This is a genomic window from Streptomyces tagetis, from assembly GCF_018069565.1.
GTDB classification, from domain to species: Bacteria; Actinomycetota; Actinomycetes; order Streptomycetales; family Streptomycetaceae; genus Streptomyces; species Streptomyces tagetis.
This window is the reverse complement of sequence record NZ_JAGPNL010000005.1, coordinates 342,424-361,465: the sequence shown is the minus strand read 5'-3', so window position 1 is coordinate 361,465 and position 19,042 is coordinate 342,424. Positions and strand designations below refer to the sequence as shown.

At 71.7% G+C, this 19,042-nt stretch carries 22 protein-coding genes, 4 tRNA genes and 1 pseudogene; 21 read left to right on the top strand and 6 right to left on the bottom strand.

Going from position 1 to position 19,042, the window contains the following annotated elements; all coding sequences use genetic code 11:
* The first annotated feature begins 115 nt into the window (after positions 1–115).
* The 3 genes from htpX (at position 116) to J5Y05_RS19995 (ending at position 1,795) form a co-directional block, all read left to right on the top strand.
* Positions 116–979: a zinc metalloprotease HtpX gene (gene htpX, locus J5Y05_RS20005; protein ID WP_210874391.1), complete on the top strand. Its 864-nt coding sequence runs from the start codon at positions 116–118 to the stop codon at positions 977–979.
* The gene (locus J5Y05_RS20000; protein ID WP_210874390.1) at positions 976–1,389 is read left to right on the top strand and encodes a YccF domain-containing protein; all 414 of its coding nucleotides are present in this window, start codon (positions 976–978) and stop codon (positions 1,387–1,389) included. Before htpX ends, J5Y05_RS20000 begins: the two co-directional genes overlap by 4 nt.
* 139 nt (positions 1,390–1,528) lie before the next feature.
* Positions 1,529–1,795: a GlsB/YeaQ/YmgE family stress response membrane protein gene (locus J5Y05_RS19995; RefSeq protein ID WP_210874389.1), complete on the top strand. Its 267-nt coding sequence runs from the start codon at positions 1,529–1,531 to the stop codon at positions 1,793–1,795.
* Between the two features lie 73 nt (positions 1,796–1,868).
* Here J5Y05_RS19995 and J5Y05_RS19990 read toward each other — a convergent pair whose 3' ends face one another.
* Positions 1,869–2,357 carry a YajQ family cyclic di-GMP-binding protein gene (locus tag J5Y05_RS19990; RefSeq protein WP_030422023.1) on the bottom strand — a complete coding sequence of 163 codons (489 nt, stop codon included), beginning with the start codon at positions 2,355–2,357 and terminating at the stop codon, positions 1,869–1,871.
* A gap of 233 nt (positions 2,358–2,590) precedes the next feature.
* Between J5Y05_RS19990 and J5Y05_RS19985 the strand changes: the two genes are divergently transcribed.
* Positions 2,591–2,675: transfer RNA gene (locus J5Y05_RS19985), tRNA-Tyr, on the top strand.
* Positions 2,676–2,835: 160 nt separating this feature from the next.
* Here the strand turns inward: J5Y05_RS19985 and J5Y05_RS19980 are convergent.
* On the bottom strand, positions 2,836–3,597 hold the full coding sequence (locus J5Y05_RS19980) for a cysteine hydrolase family protein (RefSeq protein ID WP_247614957.1): 762 nt from the start codon (positions 3,595–3,597) through the stop codon (positions 2,836–2,838).
* On the opposite strand from J5Y05_RS19980, the gene J5Y05_RS19975 reads away from it, so the two are divergent.
* The 4 genes from J5Y05_RS19975 (at position 3,596) to J5Y05_RS19960 (ending at position 5,455) form a co-directional block, all read left to right on the top strand.
* Positions 3,596–4,108, top strand: a complete 513-nt coding sequence (locus J5Y05_RS19975) for a PadR family transcriptional regulator (RefSeq protein WP_210874388.1) — start codon at positions 3,596–3,598, stop codon at positions 4,106–4,108. The two genes, J5Y05_RS19980 and J5Y05_RS19975, sit on opposite strands and share 2 nt — an antisense overlap.
* Before the next feature lie 226 nt (positions 4,109–4,334).
* Positions 4,335–4,622 (top strand): hypothetical protein, encoded by a 288-nt coding sequence (locus tag J5Y05_RS19970; protein WP_210874387.1) that lies wholly within the window; start codon positions 4,335–4,337, stop codon positions 4,620–4,622.
* Positions 4,623–4,710: 88 nt separating this feature from the next.
* Positions 4,711–5,046: a hypothetical protein gene (locus tag J5Y05_RS19965; RefSeq protein ID WP_210874386.1), complete on the top strand. Its 336-nt coding sequence runs from the start codon at positions 4,711–4,713 to the stop codon at positions 5,044–5,046.
* 163 nt (positions 5,047–5,209) lie between these two features.
* Positions 5,210–5,455: a hypothetical protein gene (locus tag J5Y05_RS19960; RefSeq protein WP_210874385.1), complete on the top strand. Its 246-nt coding sequence runs from the start codon at positions 5,210–5,212 to the stop codon at positions 5,453–5,455.
* A 43-nt stretch (positions 5,456–5,498) separates the two neighbouring features.
* Here J5Y05_RS19960 and J5Y05_RS19955 read toward each other — a convergent pair whose 3' ends face one another.
* Together J5Y05_RS19955 and J5Y05_RS19950 are read right to left on the bottom strand one after the other, a co-directional pair.
* Positions 5,499–6,155 (bottom strand): NAD(P)H-binding protein, encoded by a 657-nt coding sequence (locus J5Y05_RS19955; protein WP_210874384.1) that lies wholly within the window; start codon positions 6,153–6,155, stop codon positions 5,499–5,501.
* Between the two features lie 138 nt (positions 6,156–6,293).
* On the bottom strand, positions 6,294–7,595 hold the full coding sequence (locus tag J5Y05_RS19950) for an amidohydrolase family protein (protein ID WP_210874383.1): 1,302 nt from the start codon (positions 7,593–7,595) through the stop codon (positions 6,294–6,296).
* Positions 7,596–8,220: 625 nt separating this feature from the next.
* Between J5Y05_RS19950 and J5Y05_RS19945 the strand changes: the two genes are divergently transcribed.
* From J5Y05_RS19945 to J5Y05_RS19905, 9 genes and pseudogenes are all read left to right on the top strand, one after another.
* A tRNA-Thr gene (locus tag J5Y05_RS19945) sits at positions 8,221–8,293 on the top strand.
* Between the two features lie 46 nt (positions 8,294–8,339).
* Positions 8,340–8,412: transfer RNA gene (locus J5Y05_RS19940), tRNA-Met, on the top strand.
* 89 nt (positions 8,413–8,501) lie between these two features.
* Positions 8,502–8,666: a 50S ribosomal protein L33 gene (gene rpmG / locus J5Y05_RS19935; RefSeq protein WP_003948671.1), complete on the top strand. Its 165-nt coding sequence runs from the start codon at positions 8,502–8,504 to the stop codon at positions 8,664–8,666.
* Between the two features lie 294 nt (positions 8,667–8,960).
* Complete coding sequence (locus J5Y05_RS19930; protein WP_210874382.1) at positions 8,961–9,413, top strand: MaoC family dehydratase N-terminal domain-containing protein; 453 nt, start codon at positions 8,961–8,963, stop codon at positions 9,411–9,413.
* A gap of 7 nt (positions 9,414–9,420) precedes the next feature.
* The gene (locus tag J5Y05_RS19925) at positions 9,421–9,849 is read left to right on the top strand and encodes a MaoC family dehydratase (RefSeq protein ID WP_210874381.1); all 429 of its coding nucleotides are present in this window, start codon (positions 9,421–9,423) and stop codon (positions 9,847–9,849) included.
* 139 nt (positions 9,850–9,988) lie between these two features.
* Positions 9,989–10,561: a TetR/AcrR family transcriptional regulator gene (locus J5Y05_RS19920; RefSeq protein WP_210874380.1), complete on the top strand. Its 573-nt coding sequence runs from the start codon at positions 9,989–9,991 to the stop codon at positions 10,559–10,561.
* Positions 10,562–10,729: 168 nt separating this feature from the next.
* Positions 10,730–12,136 (top strand): annotated as a pseudogene (locus J5Y05_RS19915) (MFS transporter); the annotation flags it as partial.
* 551 nt (positions 12,137–12,687) lie between these two features.
* Complete coding sequence (locus J5Y05_RS19910; protein ID WP_210874379.1) at positions 12,688–13,071, top strand: DUF3291 domain-containing protein; 384 nt, start codon at positions 12,688–12,690, stop codon at positions 13,069–13,071.
* Positions 13,072–13,130: 59 nt separating this feature from the next.
* A complete protein-coding gene (locus J5Y05_RS19905) occupies positions 13,131–14,192 on the top strand; it encodes a UDP-N-acetylmuramate dehydrogenase (protein ID WP_210874378.1) in 1,062 nt (353 codons plus the stop codon).
* 109 nt (positions 14,193–14,301) lie between these two features.
* Here the strand turns inward: J5Y05_RS19905 and J5Y05_RS19900 are convergent, their stop codons facing one another.
* Positions 14,302–15,342: an adenosine deaminase gene (locus J5Y05_RS19900; protein ID WP_210874377.1), complete on the bottom strand. Its 1,041-nt coding sequence runs from the start codon at positions 15,340–15,342 to the stop codon at positions 14,302–14,304.
* A gap of 136 nt (positions 15,343–15,478) precedes the next feature.
* Entirely contained in the window at positions 15,479–16,705 is a 1,227-nt protein-coding gene (locus J5Y05_RS19895; RefSeq protein ID WP_210874376.1) for a pyridoxal phosphate-dependent aminotransferase, read from the bottom strand.
* Positions 16,706–16,977: 272 nt separating this feature from the next.
* Here J5Y05_RS19895 and J5Y05_RS19890 point away from each other — a divergent pair.
* The 4 genes from J5Y05_RS19890 (at position 16,978) to rplK (ending at position 19,039) form a co-directional block, all read left to right on the top strand.
* Positions 16,978–17,050, top strand: a tRNA-Trp gene (locus J5Y05_RS19890).
* Positions 17,051–17,158: 108 nt separating this feature from the next.
* On the top strand, positions 17,159–17,446 hold the full coding sequence (secE, locus tag J5Y05_RS19885) for a preprotein translocase subunit SecE (RefSeq protein WP_210874375.1): 288 nt from the start codon (positions 17,159–17,161) through the stop codon (positions 17,444–17,446).
* An 80-nt stretch (positions 17,447–17,526) separates the two neighbouring features.
* A complete protein-coding gene (gene nusG, locus J5Y05_RS19880) occupies positions 17,527–18,426 on the top strand; it encodes a transcription termination/antitermination protein NusG (protein WP_210874374.1) in 900 nt (299 codons plus the stop codon).
* A 178-nt stretch (positions 18,427–18,604) separates the two neighbouring features.
* Positions 18,605–19,039 carry a 50S ribosomal protein L11 gene (gene rplK, locus J5Y05_RS19875; protein ID WP_004984556.1) on the top strand — a complete coding sequence of 145 codons (435 nt, stop codon included), beginning with the start codon at positions 18,605–18,607 and terminating at the stop codon, positions 19,037–19,039.
* The last annotated feature ends 3 nt before the right edge of the window (positions 19,040–19,042 follow it).

Sequence of the window (19,042 nt, the reverse complement as noted above, 5' to 3'; positions counted from 1 at the left end):
TCCACTGGGCGGGACGCGACACCACGACCAGGCGCATCCCGGACAGCGACCACGCACAGCGAAGCGAGACCAGCAACCAGAGGGTTCCCCTGCTGCACGATTTGGAGGGCGTACCGTGCACCGCCGGCACAACGGGCTCAGGACCGCAGTTCTCCTCGGGGGACTGTCCGCGCTCATCATCGTCATCGGCAGCTTCTTCGGCCGAGCCGGGCTCGTCGTCGCCGTCCTCGTCGCCCTGGGCACCAACGCGTACGCGTACTGGAACAGCGACAAGCTCGCCCTGCGCGCGATGCGCGCCCGCCCGGTCAGCGAGTTCGAGGCCCCCGCCCTCTACCGCATGGTCCGCGAGCTCTCCACCCAGGCCCGCCAGCCCATGCCCCGCCTGTACATCTCCCCGACGGAGGCGCCCAACGCCTTCGCCACCGGCCGCAACCCGCGCAACGCCGCGGTCTGCTGCACCGACGGCATCCTGCGCCTGCTCGACGAACGAGAGCTGCGCGGCGTCATCGGCCACGAACTCAGTCACGTCTACAACCGCGACATCCTGATCTCCTCGGTCGCCGGAGCCCTCGCCTCCGTGATCATGTTCCTGGTGAACTTCGCCTGGCTGATCCCCATCGGGCGGTCCAACGACGACGACGGCCCCGGCGTGCTCGGCATGCTGCTGATCATGATCCTGGGCCCGCTCGCCGCCACCCTCATCCAGCTCGCCATCAGCCGCTCCCGGGAGTACGAGGCCGACGCCTCCGGGGCCCAGCTCACCGGCGACCCGCTCGCGCTCGCCGGCGCGCTGCGCAAGCTGGAGGCCGGCACCCGGCAGCTCCCGCTGCCGCCCGAGCCGCGCATCGAGACCGCCAGCCACATGATGATCGCGAACCCTTTCCGGCCGGGGGAAGGACTGTCGAAGATGTTCTCCACCCACCCGCCGATGGCGGAGCGGATCGCCCGACTCGAAAAGATGGCAGGTCGCCACCAATGAAGACCATCCTGAACATCATCTGGCTCGTCCTCAGCGGCTTCTGGCTCTTCCTCGGCTACCTGGCCGCGGGCTTGCTGCTCTGCGTCACCATCATCGGCATCCCCTTCGGGATCGCCGCCTTCCGTATCGGTGTCTACGCGCTGTGGCCCTTCGGGTACACCACGGTCGAACGCCGGGACGCGGGAGCGCCCTCATGCCTCGGCAACGTGCTCTGGCTGGTCCTGGCCGGCTGGTGGCTGGCGCTCGGCCACATCTTCACCGGCATCGCGCTCTGCGTCACGATCATCGGCATTCCGCTCGGCATCGCCAACTTCAAGCTGATCCCCGTCTCGCTGCTCCCGCTGGGCCGCGAGATCGTCCGCACCGACCAGCCCTTCACGGCCACCGCCGGACAGCGCGACGGCTGGTAGCCGACGGCCCGTCAGGAGTGCGGGCGCAACCACGGGGCATGATCGGGGCGTCCTCTCCACCGACAGGACACGACAGCACGCGCGCGGGATCGGCCCACAGTGGCGGCACGGCGTGAACGAGAAGGGGCAGGGTAGCGGCATGACCGTCATCGGCTGGATCATCCTGGGACTGTTGGCCGGGGCCATCGCCAAGTTCCTGTTGCCGGGCCGCGACCCGGGCGGGATCATCGGCACCACGCTCATCGGCGTCGCGGGCGCGTTCCTCGGAGGCTGGATCTCGGCCCGCTGGCTGGACCACCCCATCAGCAAGGGCTTCTACGACGGCGCCACCTGGGCGGCGGCCATCGGCGGCTCCCTGGTCCTCCTGATCGGCTACCGCCTCCTCTTCGGCAACTCCCGGAACTGAACCCACCGGGACACCGCACAGACGAAAAAGGGTGGGCACCCACGGGCGCCCACCCTTCGCCGTACGTCCCGGACTACCGGTAGTTCACGAACTGCAGCGCGAAGTCGAAGTCCTTGCCCTTCAGTAGCGAGATCACGGCCTGGAGGTCGTCCCGGCTCTTCGAGGTGACCCGCAGCTCCTCACCCTGCACCTGGGCCTTCACGCCCTTCGGGCCCTCATCGCGGATGATCTTCGCCACCTTCTTCGCGTTGTCCTGGGAGATGCCCTCCTGGATCGACGCGAAGATCTTGTACTCCTTGCCCGAGAGCTGCGGCTCACCGGCGTCCAGGGCCTTCAGCGAGATGCCGCGCTTGATCAGCTTGGACTGGAAGACGTCGAGCACGGCCTTCACCCGGTCCTCGGAGTTCGCCTCCAGGAGGATCTTCTCCCCGGACCACCCGATCGAGGCGCCCACACCCTTGAAGTCGTAGCGCTGCGAGATCTCCTTGGCGGCCTGGTTGAGGGCGTTGTCGACCTCCTGCCGCTCGACCTTCGAGACGATGTCGAAACTGGAGTCGGCCATGTCCTGTGGCTCCTTGTATCTGGTGCGTGTCGGGTCGCGTACGGGACCCGTACCGGCATACGACGGCGGCCACCGAGCCCCTCCGGGGGCCTCGGCCGCACCCGGCCAGCCTAGCCACCCGCGGCGCCCGGGACGGCGATCAATCAGGTGGCGGAGCACCCCCGCGCATCGGGTATTGTTTACGTCGTTGCCACGGAGCACCGCCCCAAGCGGCGCGACGAGCAGCGAACCCCGGCGGTGTGCCCGAGCGGCCAAAGGGAGCAGACTGTAAATCTGCCGGCTCAGCCTTCCCAGGTTCGAATCCTGGCGCCGCCACCAGACCGAAAGGGTCTGTGACCAGCAGCAATGCTGATCACAGACCCTTTCGGCGTTCATGAGACCGACCTGATCGTTATGGGTGCTTTTTCCCAGTGTGTCTCACCCTGATTCGGGTGCTGACCAGTCCGCGTGGGGCAGACACGGGGTGCCTAGTGCCGCGTCAGGCAACGTTCGCCCGCTCCTCTTCGTCTGATGCCGAGGTGGCTGCGGTCAGTCGGTTGGTGATCTCTTCGGCGGTCAGTACGAGCGCGAAGCCCTTGCGTAGCACAGCGAGTTCCGGTTCCTGTCGCGACTCGTCATCGGTGGCCGTGACATCGGCCCCGAAGACGACCTTGTAGCCGCGTTCGTATGCCTGCCGGGCCGTGGTGCCGCAGCAGTAGTTGGTAAGCGTTCCCGTGACGATGACCGTGTCGCGGTCGAGGTTGCGCAGCATTGTGTCGAGGGGGGTGTCGTAGAACGCCCCGTAGGAGGGCTTACGGATCAGGGCTTCATCGGGACGACGGCCCATCCGGCCCCACACCTCGGCAGGGCCCGGTCGGTGCCAGTCGCGGTCGGCGTGCGGGAGGAAGCGCAGGGCGTGCGGCCGGTCCAGACCGAGATGGGTGTCGTCGAAGATGGTCCAGATGACCGGGACCGCGGCGGCCCGGCAGTCTTCGGCCAGTTGCTGCAGCCGGGGCGCCATCCGGGTGGACGCGGGCACCCAGTAGGGACTCCAGTTGGGCCGGACGAACTCGTCCTGCATGTCGATGACCAGCAGTGCCGTCCGTTCGGGCCGTATGTCGAACGATGCTCGGCCGTGCTCGTAGGCGTTGCGCGCTCGCTCGGTCACCCATTCCTCGGTGTACGTCATTCCCGCCCCCTGTGTCGGTTCGAGGTACATCGCTTCGAGGTACCTCGCTTCGATGTGCGAGAGTAGCAGCATGCTCGAACTCGCGATCCTGGGATTCCTGGCCGAGGGGCCGCTGCACGGCTATCAACTGCGCCACCGGATAGCGCACTTGTCCGGCCATGCCCGGCCCGTCAGCGACGGCAGCCTCTACCCGGCGATCAACCGGCTGGTCAGCGCCGGGCTGCTCGGCCGACGGACAGAACCGGGTGCCTCGGCCGCTCAGCGGCACACCCTGAGCCTGACCGGCCCCGGCCGCTGTGAGCTGCTGAGCCGGCTGCGGGGTGCCAACGGTCTGGACATCAGCGACAGCACCCGGTATTTCACGGTTCTGGCCTTCCTCTCTCACCTGCCCGACACTGCTGACCAGCACGCGGTACTGCGTCGCCGGCTGGAGTTCCTGGAACAGCCCGCGAGCTTTTTCCACGATGGTGACCACCCGCTGGGTGCCGACGACATCGACGACCCCTACCGGCGTGGCATGCTCACCATCGCCCGCGCCACCAGCCGCGCGGAAAGGTCCTGGCTTCGGGGAATGCTGGCCTGACACGGCACCGACAGGCACCTCGCCCGGTCTGGAGCCGGACGCCTCCTCTTCCCGAGAGGCTGGGGGCCGGCAGAGCCCGTACGGGTCCGTGAGGTGATCAGTAGCAATGCTGGTTGCGGGCTCTTTTGGTGTTTTGGGCTGGGTGGGGGTGGCCGGGGTGGTGAACCGGGTGCGGTTGGGGTGCGTCTTCTGGTGGGACCGTCACCGCTAGTGCAGGGGAAGTGCCATGGCTGACAAGGGTGTTGAGCAGGACGACGAGCGGGGTTACGGGGCGGGGCCCTGGTGGGGCGATCTCGGGACGTGGGGGGCGGTCGTGCTGATCGGTGTCGGCGGGCTCGCGGCGGGGTGGGTCTTCCTGCGGCCGTTCGGCAGTTCGGAGGAGACCGCGCTCGGCTACTACCAGGCGGCCAGGGTCGCCGCCATCGGACTGGTGATCGTGGGGAGCGCCTTGCTGAGCCGTCGCCGCACCGCGGGCCGGGGCGGCGAGGAGTCAGCCGAGGGGGAACCTTCGTGACCGAGGGGCCTCTCCGGTGGGCAGGTGGGTGTCATGATGTGCCGTGTGGCCGGTGGGGAGCCGGTGCGGGGGAAGGGGAGGCCGGGGCATGACGGTTTACGCGGGCGTCATGGGGGCGCTCGTGGCGTTGCTCATCGGGGTTTCCGGGGTGGCGGCGCTCACGCGGGGGTGGCTGCTGCCGGTGAACCGGCGGTCCGTGCGGCGCGTACGGCTGCACGGCTGGGGGCAGTTGGTGATGGCGCTCGGCCTCGGCTGGAACGCCGCCTGCGCGCTCACACTCGACCGCCTTGCCGCGTACGACGGGCTCATGCGGGAGTGGGGGACCTTCGGCGGCATCGCCCTGATCCTCGGGGGGCTGGTCCTGGTGATGCTGAGCCAGCTTCCCCGGCGTGAGCGGCGGGGCGGCGGCACGCCGGTCGTCTGACCGCGTCGCCCTGGCGTGTCGCCCTCGGTGTCGTATCTGCCTGTCGTGTCACGTTCGCCTGCCACGCATGCCTGTCGAGTCACGTCCGTCCGTCGCGCCACGCCCGGCGGTGTTCCGGGTGGCCTGTGGGCGCTTGGCGACGTGTCGCGGGCAGACTGGGGGGATGTCGTTGTCCTCCCGGTCCTCCGGTTCCTCCGGTTCCGCACGCCGTCGGCGCTGCCCCGAGTGCCGCCGCGAGATCGCCGTCGTCGCCGGACGCTACGCGCGGCACGATCCGCCCGGCGCCCGGGTCAGCGCCGACCTCGTCTCCTGCCCGGGATCGCGCCGCCCGGCACAACTCGGGGCGGCGCAACCCTCCCTGGACGGCTACGTCGTCCCCGAGGTCCCCGGCCAACTGCCCTTGTTCTGAACCCCGTAGGACGGCACCGTCGGCGTCCGCGCCCTCGGTGTCCTCAGTTCCCGGCCACCGACTTCACCGCGACCGACACCGGCGCCGAGCCGCTGATCAGCTCCAGCGTCAGCCCCGCCGTCGCCGGCGTGTCCACCAGCTCCGCCAGGACCGCGGCCACGTCGTCCCGCGGTACCGGTCCGCGGCCGGTGTGCGCCTCCAGCCGCACCAGCCCCGTACCGGCGTCGTCCGTCAGCAGACCCGGGCGCAGGATCGTCCAGTCCAGCGCCTCCAGCGAGCGCACGTACGCGTCGGCCTCGCCCTTCGCCCGCAGGTAGACGTCGAACACCTCGTCGCCCTCGTGCCGCGGATCGGCGTTCATCGCCGACACCACCACGAAACGCCGTACGCCGGCCCGTACCGCCGCGTCCGCGAAGAGGACCGCCGCCGCCTTGTCCACCGTCTCCTTGCGGGCCGCGCCGCTCCCGGGACCCGCGCCGGCCGCGAAGACCGCCGCGTCGGCGCCCCGCAGCCGTTCCGCGACCTCGTCGGCCGAGGCCGACTCCAGGTCGAGGACCACCGGCTCGGCACCGGCCTCCCGCAGATCGTCGGCCTGCTCGGCCCGGCGGATGATGCCCGCCACCTCGTCACCACGCGCGGCGAGCAACCGCTCCAGCCGCAGCGCGATCCGACCATGACCCCCAGCGATGACAATGCGCATGCCTTCGACCGTACGCCGCCACAGCCGTCCGCGCCGGACGGCTCCGGCCCGGTCCCCGCGACCCGGCCTACGGCGCGGGGAGGCGCGGGGAGCGGGGGCGCACCGCCACAGTGGGGCGCGCGGCCACGCCGTCCGGCCTCACGGCGACTCCCCGCGCCCCTCCCGGCCGTCCCGCTCGCCGCGCCCCTGACGGGGCAGCCCCGGGTCCGCCACGACCGGCGGGTCGCCGAACTCCCGTACCGCGCTGGTCCGCGAGACCACCCGCCCGCGGTGCACCACGATCCGGCTGTACGCCAGGGAGAGCGCCCCCGCCAGCCCGTCCCCGCGCACCGCGAGGAGCTCGGCCGGGAAGCCCGCCTCCACGCGCACCTCGGGCAGGCCCAGCACCGACCGCGCCGTGGAACTCACCGCGTCGTACGCCTCCCGGGGGCGCAGCCCGTGCCGCGAGGCCAGCAGGAAGGCCGCCTCCAGGGGGTCGCCGCGCCCCACCGGGTTGGAGACGTCCCGCAGCGCTCCGCTCCCGGCGGCGACGCGTACCCCGGCGGCGCGCAGCAGCCGTACCGGCGCCGGCGCGTCGCGGTGGTCGGCGCCGCCGTCCCCGCCCCCGGCGCAGCCGCCCTGCGGCAGGCAGACCACCGTCACCCCGGCCGCCGCGAGCAGGTCGGCCATCCGGGAGGCCACCTCGTCCGGCAGCAGGGCCAGCCCCTCGCACGGCCCGAGCGTCACCCCGGGGCGCAGTCCGCCCGCCATCGCCGCGATCCGGGCCAGTCGCGCCGGGTCGGCGGCGTCCGTGTGCAGGTCGACGGGGACGCCGTGTTCGGCGGCGATCTCCAGGACCGCCTCCACGTACCCCGTCGGGTCGGGGTCCAGGTCGGGACAGCCGCCCGCCACGTCCGCGCCCATCTTCAACGCGTCCCGCAGTATCGCCAGCCCCTCGGCCCCCGCCACCCCCGTCAGTACCCTCGGCACCGCCACCGTGGTCAGCTCCGCCAGCCCGCGCAGCGCCCGCCGCGCCCGCAACACGCCGGTCAGCGCGCCCAGCCCCGGTACATCGCCCACCCGTACGTGCGCCCGCAGCGCCGTGGCGCCGTGCCCGAGCTGGAGCAGGGCCGCCTCCGTGGCACGCCGCTGGACTTCCCTGGGGTCGTCGCAGACGGGTCCGGGCGTGTCGGCCGTCAGCGCCGTGTCGGCGTGGATGTGCGGCTCGGCGGGGGCGGGCAGGAGCAGGTAGCCGGTGAGGTCGACGCGGGAACCGGAACCGGGCGGACGGCCCCCGGTCAGGCTGCCGGCGGTGCCGACCGCCTCGATGCGGTCGCCGTGCAGCCGTACGTCCACGGTGCGGCCGTCGGCGAGCCGGGCCCCGGACAGCAGCAGCGAGCCGCCGTCGGCCGGGCCGGGCCGGGAGGACGAGTGGGGCGGCTGCGGCTGGCTGTCGGGCATCGCGCTCCTCTGGGCTCGGGGCTGCGCAGTGGGGACGCAAGATCACGCACAAGATCACGCAGAGTGGGTCGAGCCTAGGACGGTGATCAGTCCGCGGCGCGGAGGAGCGCAATAGTCGTACCGCAGGGGTCCCCCTGCCGGGCCGCACCGATCTTGGCGCGGAGAACGCGTGCAGGGGGTGGGCATGTGCGTGCCAGGGGAGTGGTGAGGGAGGGGTTCGGCAGGGTGGGAGGGGCTGTGCGCGGCAGGGTGGGAGGGGCTGTGCGCGGGAGTGTGGGGGTGCGGGGGTGCGGAAGTGCGCGACGTGCGTACGGGGTGAGGGGCCGCGGCCGGTCGGCGCCGGGGGAGCGTCCCGGGCCACCGCCGTGCCCCCGTACCCCCGTACCCCCGTGCCCCGTGCCCCCGTGCCCGTACTCCGCCCGGCGGGCCGCCCGCCGCTTCTGTGGCTCCTCGCCGGAGCGTCCGGCCCCCGGCCTCCCGGCCCCCGCCGCGGCGTCCACCCCCCTCTCCCGGCTCCTGCCAGGGGCGTCGCCGGGGCGGTCCGGGGGCTCGGGGAGGCGGTCGGTGGGGGCCGGGAAATGGATTTGGGCGATGGGCGGGCAAGCGTGTAATGTCTTCCTCGCTCGCCCCAATAGCTCAGTCGGCAGAGCGTCTCCATGGTAAGGAGAAGGTCAACGGTTCGATTCCGTTTTGGGGCTCTGGTGTGAGAGGTTCCCGCCGTCAGGCGGGGCCCGATCGCATCTCAGCGGTGTAGCTCAGTCGGTAGAGCAAGCGGCTCATAATCGCTGTGTCACCGGTTCAAGTCCGGTCACCGCTACTTTAAGTAGCCGATTGCGGGGTCGGTCCTTCGATCGGCTACTCTTTCTGCGTTGAACATCGTCAATCCGTTCGTCAAGGAGCACTCACGTGGCTGCCACCGACGTCCGCCCGAAGATCACGCTGGCCTGCGTGGAGTGCAAGGAGCGGAACTACATCACCAAGAAGAACCGGCGTAACAACCCGGATCGTCTTGAGATGAAGAAGCACTGCCCGCGTTGCAATGCGCACACCGCGCACCGCGAGACGCGATAAATCAGGCTCGTACGCGAGGCCGTCCCCGTAGTCAGGGGGCGGCCTCGCGTCGTTCTGGCCCCGGAACCTCGGAGTCCGGGACTCCGGCACTCCGGGACTCCGGGACCCGACACTCCCGGACTTCCGGAGTCCCGACCGTCGGGCCACCGGCCGCCAGCCACCAGCCACCGCCGCCCGTTCACCCCCGCTTTTCGGCCACCCGCCTCCCGCGCCGCGATGGCGGACGTCACGGAGGGTCACGGGCGTCGGCGGTCGCAGACAGCAGCAGTCGCAGAGACCAGGAGGTGCGAGCCCATGGCGCTCGACCAGTCGTTCGTGGGGCGGACCTATCCGCCGACCGCGCCCTACGAGGTGGGCCGGGAGAAGATCCGCGAATTCGCGGAGGCGGTGGGTGACCCCAACCCCGCGTACACGGACACCGAGGCCGCCAAGGCGCTCGGCCACCCGGACGTGATCGCCCCGCCGACCTTCGTGTTCGCCATCACCTTCAAGGCGGCCGGCGAGGTCGTCCAGGACCCGCAGCTCGGGCTGGACTACAGCCGGGTCGTGCACGGCGACCAGAAGTTCGCGTACGTGCGCCCCGTCCGCGCCGGCGACCGGCTGACCGTCACCTCCACCATCGAGGCGGTCAAGTCGATGGCCGGCAACGACATCCTGGACATCCGCGGCGAGGTCCACGACGCGGCCGGCGAGCACGTCGTGACCGCCTGGACCAAGCTCGTGGCCCGCGCGGCCGAGGAGGCGTGAGCACCCCATGACGGCGAAGATCGCGTACAGCGACGTCGAGGTCGGCACCGAACTGCCCGCCCGGAGCTTCCCCGTGGACCGCGCCACCCTCGTGCGCTACGCGGGCGCCTCCGGCGACTTCAACCCGATCCACTGGAACGAGCGGTTCGCCAAGGAGGTCGGCCTCCCGGACGTCATCGCGCACGGCATGTTCACCATGGCCGAGGCGATCCGGGTCGTCACCGACTGGACCGGCGACCCCGGCGCGGTCGTCGAGTACGGCGTCCGCTTCACCCGGCCCGTGGTCGTGCCCGACGACGACAAGGGCGCCGTGATCGAGGTCGGCGGCAAGGTCGCGGCCAAGCTGGACGACCACACCGTCCGCGTCGACCTCACCGCGACCTGTGGCGGGCAGAAGGTCCTCGGCATGTCCCGCGCGCTCGTTCGGCTGGCCTGACCGGCGGCGGTCCGAGCGCGCGGCGAGGGATGCTCTCCGGGCCCGTGAACCCTCCGGGGGCCACGGGGCCCACTTCGGGCCGGAGAGTGGCCCTCGCCGGCCCTTGACGTAGTTAGTGATTACCCACTAACTTCCTCGCATGGTCAGGATGAGTGCGGAGGAGCGGCGCGAGAGCGTCATCCGCGCGGCGACGAGCGAGTTCGCCCGGGGCGGCTATCACGGCACGTCCACGGAGGCCATCGCCAGACGGGTGGGGGTCTCCCAGCCGTACCTCTTCCGGCTCTTCCCGGGCAAGAAGGCGATCTTCCTCGCGGCGGCCGAACGCTGTCTGGAGGACACCCGCCGGGTCTTCGAGGAAGCCTCCGAGGGGCTGCGCGGCGAAGAGGCCCTGCACGCCATGGCGGCGGCGTACACGCGGCTGATCACGGAGCGGCCCGAGCGGCTCCAGATGCAGTTGCAGGTCTACGTCACCGTCGCCGCCGCCGAGGCCGCCGGCGACCACGAGTTCGGCGAGATGGTCCGCACGCGCTGGATGGAGCTGTGGGACGCCGTCCACCTCCCGCTCGGCGGCGACACCGGGGAGACGACCTCGTTCATGGCGTTCGGCATGCTTATCAACACCCTGGCCGGCATGGGCTTCCCGCCCGGCCACCGGGTCTGGGAGGGGCTCGACCTCTCGGCCCGCGTCCGGCGGGGGGCGGAGGGCGTCTAGCCCGGCGCGGGCGCGCGGGGTGAGACGGGGGCGCGTGCGCGTCCGGAGGGATCACTGTTCCGCTCGTACGCCGGTGTACTTCACGGGCGCCTTCGTGTGCCCACGCAACTTAGTGATCAATAACTAATCGCTGTTCGCGCAGAGCGGCGGACACCCTCTGGGGGAGAGATGTCACAGCACAGCGCACCACGCGGGGGAGCCGGCTGGGCCCTCGTCATCACCAGCGTCGCCGGGTTCATGGCGGCCCTCGACAACCTCGTCGTCACCACCGCGCTGCCCTCGATCCGCGCGGACCTCGGCGGCGCGCTGCACGACCTCGAATGGACCGTGAGCGCCTACACGCTCACCTTCGCCGTCCTGCTGATGTTCGGCGCGGCCCTCGGCGACCGCTTCGGCCGGCGCCGTCTCTTCCTCGCCGGGCTCACCGTCTTCACCGCGGCCTCCGCCGCCGCGGCCCTGGCCCCCGGCATCGACGCCCTCATCGCCGCCCGCGCGGTCCAGGGCGTCGGCGCGGCCGTCATGATGCCGCTGACGCTGACCCTGCTGACCGCGGCCGTACCGGCCGAGCGGCGCGGGATGGCGTACGGGATCTGGGGCGCCGTCAACGGGCTCGCCGTGGCTTCCGGCCCCCTGGTCGGCGGCAGCCTCACCGAGCACATCTCCTGGCAGTGGATCTTCTGGCTGAACGTTCCGCTGGGCCTCGCCCTGCTGCCGCTCGCCCGGCTCCGCCTCACCGAGTCGTACGGCACCGGCGCCCCGCTCGACATCCCCGGCACGCTGCTCGCCAGCGGCGGACTCTTCGGGATCGTCTACGGGCTGGTCCGCGGGCCCGCCGACGGCTGGACCGGCACCGTGGTGCTGACCGCGCTGTCCGCCGGGGCCGCGCTCCTCGTCGGCTTCGTCGTGTACGGCACCCGCGCCGCCCACCCGATGCTGCCGATGCGGCTGTTCCGCTCCCGGGCCTTCGCCGGGATCAACGCGGCGAGCCTGCTGATGTTCCTCGGCATGTTCGGTTCGATCTTCCTGCTCAGCCAGTACATGCAAGGCGTGCTCGGTTACTCGCCCACCCAGGCGGGGCTGCGCATGCTGCCGTGGACCGGCATGCCGATGCTCGTGGCGCCCCTCGCCGGGCTCCTCTCCGACCGGATCGGCGGGCGCCCCGTCGTCGCCGCCGGGCTCTTCCTCCAGGCGGCCGGCCTCGGCTACCTCGCCTCCGTGGTCACGGCCGACGCCACCTACGCCGTCCAACTGCCCGGACTGGTCCTCGGCGGCATCGGCATGGCCCTGTTCTTCGCCCCGGCCGCCGCCCTGGTCATGTCCAGCGTCCGGCCGCGCGAGCAGGGCATCGCCTCCGGCGCCAACAACGCGCTGCGTGAGGTGGGCGGGGCGCTCGGCATCGCCGTGATGGGGGCCATCTTCGCTGCGCGGGGCGGTTACGAGTCCGCCCAGTCCTTCGTCGACGGGCTGCGGCCCGCGGTCGCCGTGGGCGCCGGGGTGGTCGGCCTGGCCGGGGTCGCGGCCCTGGCGGTCCCCTCGGGCCGCCGGAACGGGGTGGAGGCCACGCCCGGGACCGCGGCGGAGCGCACGCCGGTCGACACGCCGGCAGGTGACACGCCGATGCCGGGCAGGGGTGTCGGCACGGCGGTACGTGACAGGCCGATGCCGCGCACGGGTGTCGACACGCCGGTACGCGACACGCCGACGGCCCGCACAACTGTCGGCACGCCTGTGCGCGACACGCCGATGCCACGCACGGGAGCCAACACGCCGGTAGGCGACACGCCGACGGCCCGCACAGCAGCCGACACGCCCCTACGGGACACGCCGACGCCCGGCACCCCGGTGCCCGACACGCCCGTACCCGGCGCGGCGGCCCCCGCCCTCACCCCCGACACCGGACCCGCCGCGCGCTGACCGCCCGCCGCCCGCCCTCCGCCCCGACCAGATCCACGCACCCCGCGTGCGACCCGCCCGGCGCCCCCACCCCCGGCAACCGCCCGACACGCCGGCCCCGACGCCGACCCCAACACCACCCCGCCACCACCCCGCCCCCGCCACACCGCTCCCAACGCACCCCCCCCGACACGCCAGGAAAAGCCCGTCGACACCACGACAAGGAGCCCGACATGCCCACCCTTCCCTGGACCGCGCCGCACCAGCCGCCGTCGGCGACGGCCGAGGTGCACGTCTTCGCCTCCCGTTTCGAGACCCGCAGCCTGTGGGGCGCGCTGAGGTTCCTGGCCCGTACGCCCGGGGTGTGGCGGCAGGTCGGCGCCGCGCCCGGCGCGTACGGGGCCACCCTGAAGGCGGAACCCTTCCGCCGGACGTTCTGGACGCTCTCCGCCTGGGAGTCGCCCGGGGCGCTGCGGGACTTCGCGCGCTCGGGCGCCCACGCGCCCACGTCCAGGGGGCTGTCCGGGCAGATGCGGGACGCCGCGTTCGCCTCCTGGACGGCGCCCGCCGGGGAACTGCCCGTCTCCTGGGCGGAGGTCCGGCGGCGTCTGGGCTGACCTGGGCGGGGCCGCCCGCGGGGGTGGGCCTGTCGGTGCGGTCTCGTAGTCTTGGGCCCGTGCAGGAACTCCACGACGCCCCCCTCGCCCCCCTGACCACCCTCCGGCTGGGCGGCCCCGCCACCCGCCTGCTCACGGCCACGACCGACGACGAGGTCGTCGCCGCCGTCCGCGAGGCCGACGACAGCGGCACGCCCCTGCTGCTCATCGGCGGCGGCTCCAACCTGGTCATCGGGGACAAGGGCTTCGACGGCACCGCCCTGCACCTGGCCACCCGGGGCTTCGCCCTCGACGGCACCACGCTGGAACTCGCGGCCGGCGAGGTGTGGACCGACGCCGTCGCCCGCACCGTCGAGGCCGGACTCGCCGGCGTCGAGTGCCTGGCCGGCATCCCCGGCTCGGCGGGCGCGACCCCCGTCCAGAACGTGGGCGCCTACGGCCAGGAGGTCGCCGGCACGATCACCGAGGTCGTCGCCTACGACCGCGAGGCCCGCGAGACGGTCACCCTCGCCAACGCCGACTGCGCCTTCTCGTACCGCAACAGCCGCTTCAAGGCCGAGCCCGACCGTTACGTCGTCCTGCGCGTCCGCTTCGCCCTGGAGGACGCCGACGGCCTCTCCGGGCCGATCCGGTACGCCGAGACGGCCCGCGCCCTCGGGGTCGCCCCCGGCGACCGGGTGCCGCTGGCCGCCGCGCGCGACGTCGTGCTGAAGCTGCGCGCCGGCAAGGGCATGGTCCTCGACCCCGAGGACCACGACACCTGGTCGGCGGGGTCGTTCTTCACCAACCCGATCCTCACCGAGGAGGAGTTCGCCGCCTTCCGCGCCCGGGTGGCGGACCGCCTCGGCACCGCCGCCGAACCGCCCGCGTACCCGGCGGGGGAGGGGCGCACCAAGACCTCCGCGGCCTGGCTGATCGACAAGGCCGGTTTCACCAAGGGCTACGGCACCGGACCCGCCCGCATCTCCGGCAAGCACACCCTCGCCCTCACCAACCGGGGCGGGGCGACCACGGAGGACCTGCTGGCGCTCGCCCGCGAGGTCGTGGCCGGGGTCCACGAGGCGTTCGGCGTCACCCTGGTCAACGAGCCGGTGACGGTCGGCGTCAGCCTCCACCCGTAGGACGCGCCCACGGCACCCGCCGCCCCGCCCGCGCCCGCCACCGCCCCGCCTGGCCTCACCCCGCCCGGCCTCACCCCGCCCGGCCTCACCCCGGCCTCTCGCTCGCCACTCACCCCACCGGCTTGTTCAGCCAGTCGTCCACGCCCGCCAGGAGCTTCGCCCTGACCTCCGGCGGGGCCGCCGAGCCGCGGACCGACTGGCGGGCCAGCTCCGCCAGTTCCGCGTCGGTGAAGCCGTGGTACCGCCGCGCGATCTCGTACTGCGCCGCCAGCCGGGAGCCGAAGAGCAGCGGATCGTCCGCGCCCAGCGCCATCGGCACCCCCGCGTCGAACAGCTTCCGCAGCGGCACGTCCTCCGGCTTCTCGTACACGCCGAGGGCGACGTTGGACGCCGGGCACACCTCGCAGGTCACCTGCCGGTCCGCGAGCCGCTTCAGCAGCCGCGGGTCCTCCGCCGCCCGCACCCCGTGCCCGATCCGGTCCGCCTCCAGGTCGTCCAGGCAGTCCCGCACCGACGCCGGGCCGGTCAGCTCGCCCCCGTGCGGCGCGGACAGCAGCCCGCCGTCCCGGGCGATCGAGAAGGCCCGGTCGAAGTCGCGGGCCATGCCCCGGCGCTCGTCGTTGGAGAGGCCGAAGCCGACCACGCCCCGGTCGGCGTAGCGCACCGCCAGCCGGGCCAGGGTGCGCGCGTCCAGCGGGTGCTTCATCCGGTTCGCGGCGACCAGCACCCGCATGCCGATGCCGGTGTCGCGCACCGTCGTCTCCACCGCGTCCAGGATGATCTCCAGCGCCGGGATCAGCCCGCCCAGGCGCGGCGCGTACGAGGTGGGGTCCACCTGGATCTCCAGCCACTCCGAGCCGTCCCGCAGGTCCTCCAGCGCCGCCTCGCGGACCAGCCGCTGGATGTCCTCGGGCTCCTGGAGGCAGGAGCGGGCCGCGTCGTACAGCCGCTGGAAGCGGAACCAGCCCCGCTCGTCGGTCGCCCGCAGCTTCGGCGACTCGCCCCGGGAGAGCGACTCCGTCAGCGCGTCGGGCAGGCGCACGCCGTGCTTGTCGGCGAGTTCCAGCAGGGTGGCGGGCCGCATCGACCCGGTGAAGTGCAGGTGGAGATGGGCCTTCGGCAGCTCAGAGAGATCACGTACACGCTCCATTCCGTGATCCTGCCGCACGCCGGGCCCGGCCCGGAAGCCGTTTCCCCATACGGGGGCTTGCTCGCACAAAGGAACAGAGCACCCCCCGGCGTCCGGGGGGTGCTCCGTGAGGGATGCGTGGAAGGGTGAGGGGCCGTCAGTCCCGGGCCTCCGCCAGCAGCTTCTGCACCCGGCTCACGCCCTCGACGAGGTCCTCGTCGCCGAGCGCGTACGACAGCCGCAGGTAGCCCGGTGTGCCGAACGCCTCACCCGGCACCACCGCGACCTCGGCCTCCTCCAGGATCAGCGCGGCCAGCTCCACGGAGTCCTGCGGACGGCGGCCCCGGATCTCCTTGCCGAGCAGCGCCTTCACCGACGGGTACGCGTAGAAGGCGCCCTCCGGCTCCGGGCACACCACGCCGTCGATCTCGTTGAGCATCCGCACGATGGTCCGGCGGCGCCGGTCGAAGGCCTCCCGCATCGTGGCCACGGCGTCCAGGTCGCCGGAGACCGCGGCCAGGGCCGCCGCCTGGGCGACGTTGGACACGTTCGAGGTGGCGTGGGACTGGAGGTTGGTCGCGGCCTTCACCACGTCCTTGGGGCCGATGAGCCACCCGACGCGCCAGCCGGTCATGGCGTACGTCTTGGCGACGCCGTTGACCACGACGCACTTGTCGCGCAGCTCGGGCAGGATCGCCGGCAGCGAGGTGAAGCGCGCGTCGCCGTAGACCAGGTGCTCGTAGATCTCGTCGGTCAGCACCCACAGGCCGTGCTCGACGGCCCAGCGGCCGATCGCCTCGGCCTCCTCGGCGCTGTAGACGGCGCCGGTCGGGTTGGAGGGCGAGACGAAGAGGACGACCTTGGTCTTCTCCGTCCGGGCCGCCTCCAACTGCTCGACGCTCACCCGGTAGCCGGTCGTCTCGTCGGCGACCACCTCGACGGGGACACCGCCGGCCAGCCGGATCGACTCGGGGTACGTCGTCCAGTACGGGGCCGGGACGATGACCTCGTCGCCCGGGTCGAGGATCGCGGCGAACGCCTCGTAGATGGCCTGCTTGCCGCCGTTGGTGACGAGGATCTGGGACGGGTCGACCTCGTAGCCGGAGTCACGCAGGGTCTTCGCGGCGATGGCGGCCTTCAGCTCGGGCAGGCCGCCGGCCGGCGTGTAGCGGTGGTACTTCGGGTCCTTGCACGCCTCGACGGCGGCCTCGACGATGTAGTCCGGGGTCGGGAAGTCGGGCTCGCCGGCACCGAAGCCGATCACCGGACGCCCGGCGGCCTTGAGAGCCTTGGCCTTGGCGTCCACGGCGAGAGTGGCGGACTCGGAGATCGCGCCGACTCGGGCGGAGACCCGGCGCTCGGTGGGAGGGGTAGCAGCGCTCATGCACCCCATCGTTCCAGACCCGAAATGCCCGGGGCACGCGGGTTTCACAGACTGAACAGCCGCGGTCGCGGCCCTGAACAAGAGTCCGGAACCGGCCCGCGGCCTGGGCGATCTTCGGCCAAGGACGGCCGAAGGCCCCTCCCACGGGCGCTTTCTGTTCGACGCCCGGCCCCGGAACACGTACACTCTCACCTCGTTGGCCTTCAGCGGCCCGCCGCCACTCGGTGCACACCAGGCAACCGGGCGGATGCGGTACGTTGGGGGACGCACAAAGGGTCGTAGCTCAATTGGTAGAGCACTGGTCTCCAAAACCAGCGGTTGGGGGTTCGAGTCCCTCCGGCCCTGCTACACACTCCTCCGCCAGGATGTGTGCGCATGTACGTACTGCAATGCACCGCCGTGCGGCTCAGACCGGGCGCGGCACGGCCACGACCCGGAATCAGGTGAGGACGAGTGACGGACGCCGTGGGCTCCATCGACATGCCTGATGCCCAGGACGAAGCGCCGAACTCCAAGAAGAAGTCCCGTAAAGGCGGCAAGCGCGCCAAGAAGGGCCCTCTGAAGCGTCTGGCGCTCTTCTACCGCCAGATCGTCGCCGAGTTGCGCAAGGTCGTCTGGCCCAGCCGCAACCAGCTCACGACGTACACCACCGTGGTGATTATTTTCGTGGTCATCATGATCGGGCTGGTGACTCTGATTGACTATGGCTTCAGCCACGCCGCCAAGTACGTCTTCGGCTGAGCCGCAAGCGAAGGGCGCCGAGGTACCCGGCGCCCCTTTCGCGTGTTCCACCCCTATGTATCCAGGAAGAAGCAGCCACCGTGTCTGACCCGAACGTGAACGACGCCGCTGAGCCTCGCGGGGAGGCTGCCGAGTCCATCGAGGACAAGCCCGGCACCGTCGAGGGCTCGGACAGCGAGGCCACCGAGACCTCCACCGAGGTCGAGGGCACCGAGGCCGTCGTCGCCGACGAGACGGACGAGTCGGACGAGACGGGCGAGTCGGACGAGACGGGCGAGACGGGCGAGGACGTCGCCGCGGACGCGGAGACCGAGGAAGAAGCCGAGGCCGAGGAAGAGGCCGAGGAAGAGGCCGAGCCGCAGCTCGACCCGGTCGAGCAGCTCCGCCAGGAACTGCGCGTCCTGCCCGGCGAGTGGTACGTGATCCACACCTACGCGGGCTACGAGAAGCGCGTGAAGGCCAACCTGGAGCAGCGCGCCGTCTCGCTGAACGTCGAGGACTTCATCTACCAGGCCGAGGTCCCCGAGGAAGAGATCGTCCAGATCAAGAACGGCGAGCGCAAGACCGTCCGGCAGAACAAGCTGCCCGGTTACGTGCTCGTCCGCATGGACCTGACGAACGAGTCCTGGGGCGTCGTCCGCAACACCCCCGGCGTCACGGGCTTCGTGGGCAACGCCTACGACCCCTACCCGCTCTCCCTGGACGAGATCGTCAAGATGCTCGCCCCGGAGGCCGAGGAGAAGGCCGCCCGCGAGGCCGCGGAGGCCGAGGGCAAGCCGGTGCCGCAGCGCAAGGTCGAGGTCCAGGTCCTGGACTTCGAGGTGGGCGACTCGGTCACCGTCACCGACGGCCCCTTCGCCACCCTCCAGGCCACGATCAACGAGATCAACGCCGACTCGAAGAAGGTCAAGGGCCTCGTCGAGATCTTCGGCCGCGAGACCCCGGTCGAGCTCTCCTTCGACCAGATCCAGAAGAACTAGGTCACCCGGTTCTCCCTGGACCACCAGCGTCCGGACAGGTCAGGCAGTCGCGTACGCGATCGCCTGACCTGCCCGGTTTTTGGCCGCGCATCCATACCCGTTATCGTTGTGCGGTATGCCTGCGTCCGGGTTGTTCCCGGTGCGTGGGCAGGACCCGAATGAAAGGACCCGGAGAGCCATGCCTCCCAAGAAGAAGAAGGTCACGGGGCTCATCAAGCTCCAGATCCAGGCCGGTGCCGCGAACCCGGCTCCGCCGGTCGGCCCCGCGCTGGGTCAGCACGGCGTCAACATCATGGAGTTCTGCAAGGCCTACAACGCCGCGACCGAGTCGCAGCGCGGCTGGGTCATCCCGGTGGAGATCACGGTCTACGAGGACCGCTCCTTCACCTTCATCACCAAGACGCCGCCGGCCGCCAAGATGATCCTCAAGGCCGCGGGCGTGGAGAAGGGCTCCGGCGAGCCGCACAAGACCAAGGTCGCCAAGATCACCCGCGACCAGGTCCGCGAGATCGCCACCACCAAGCTGCCCGACCTCAACGCCAACGACCTGGACGCCGCCGAGAAGATCATCGCCGGCACCGCCCGTTCCATGGGCGTCACGGTCGAGGGCTGATCC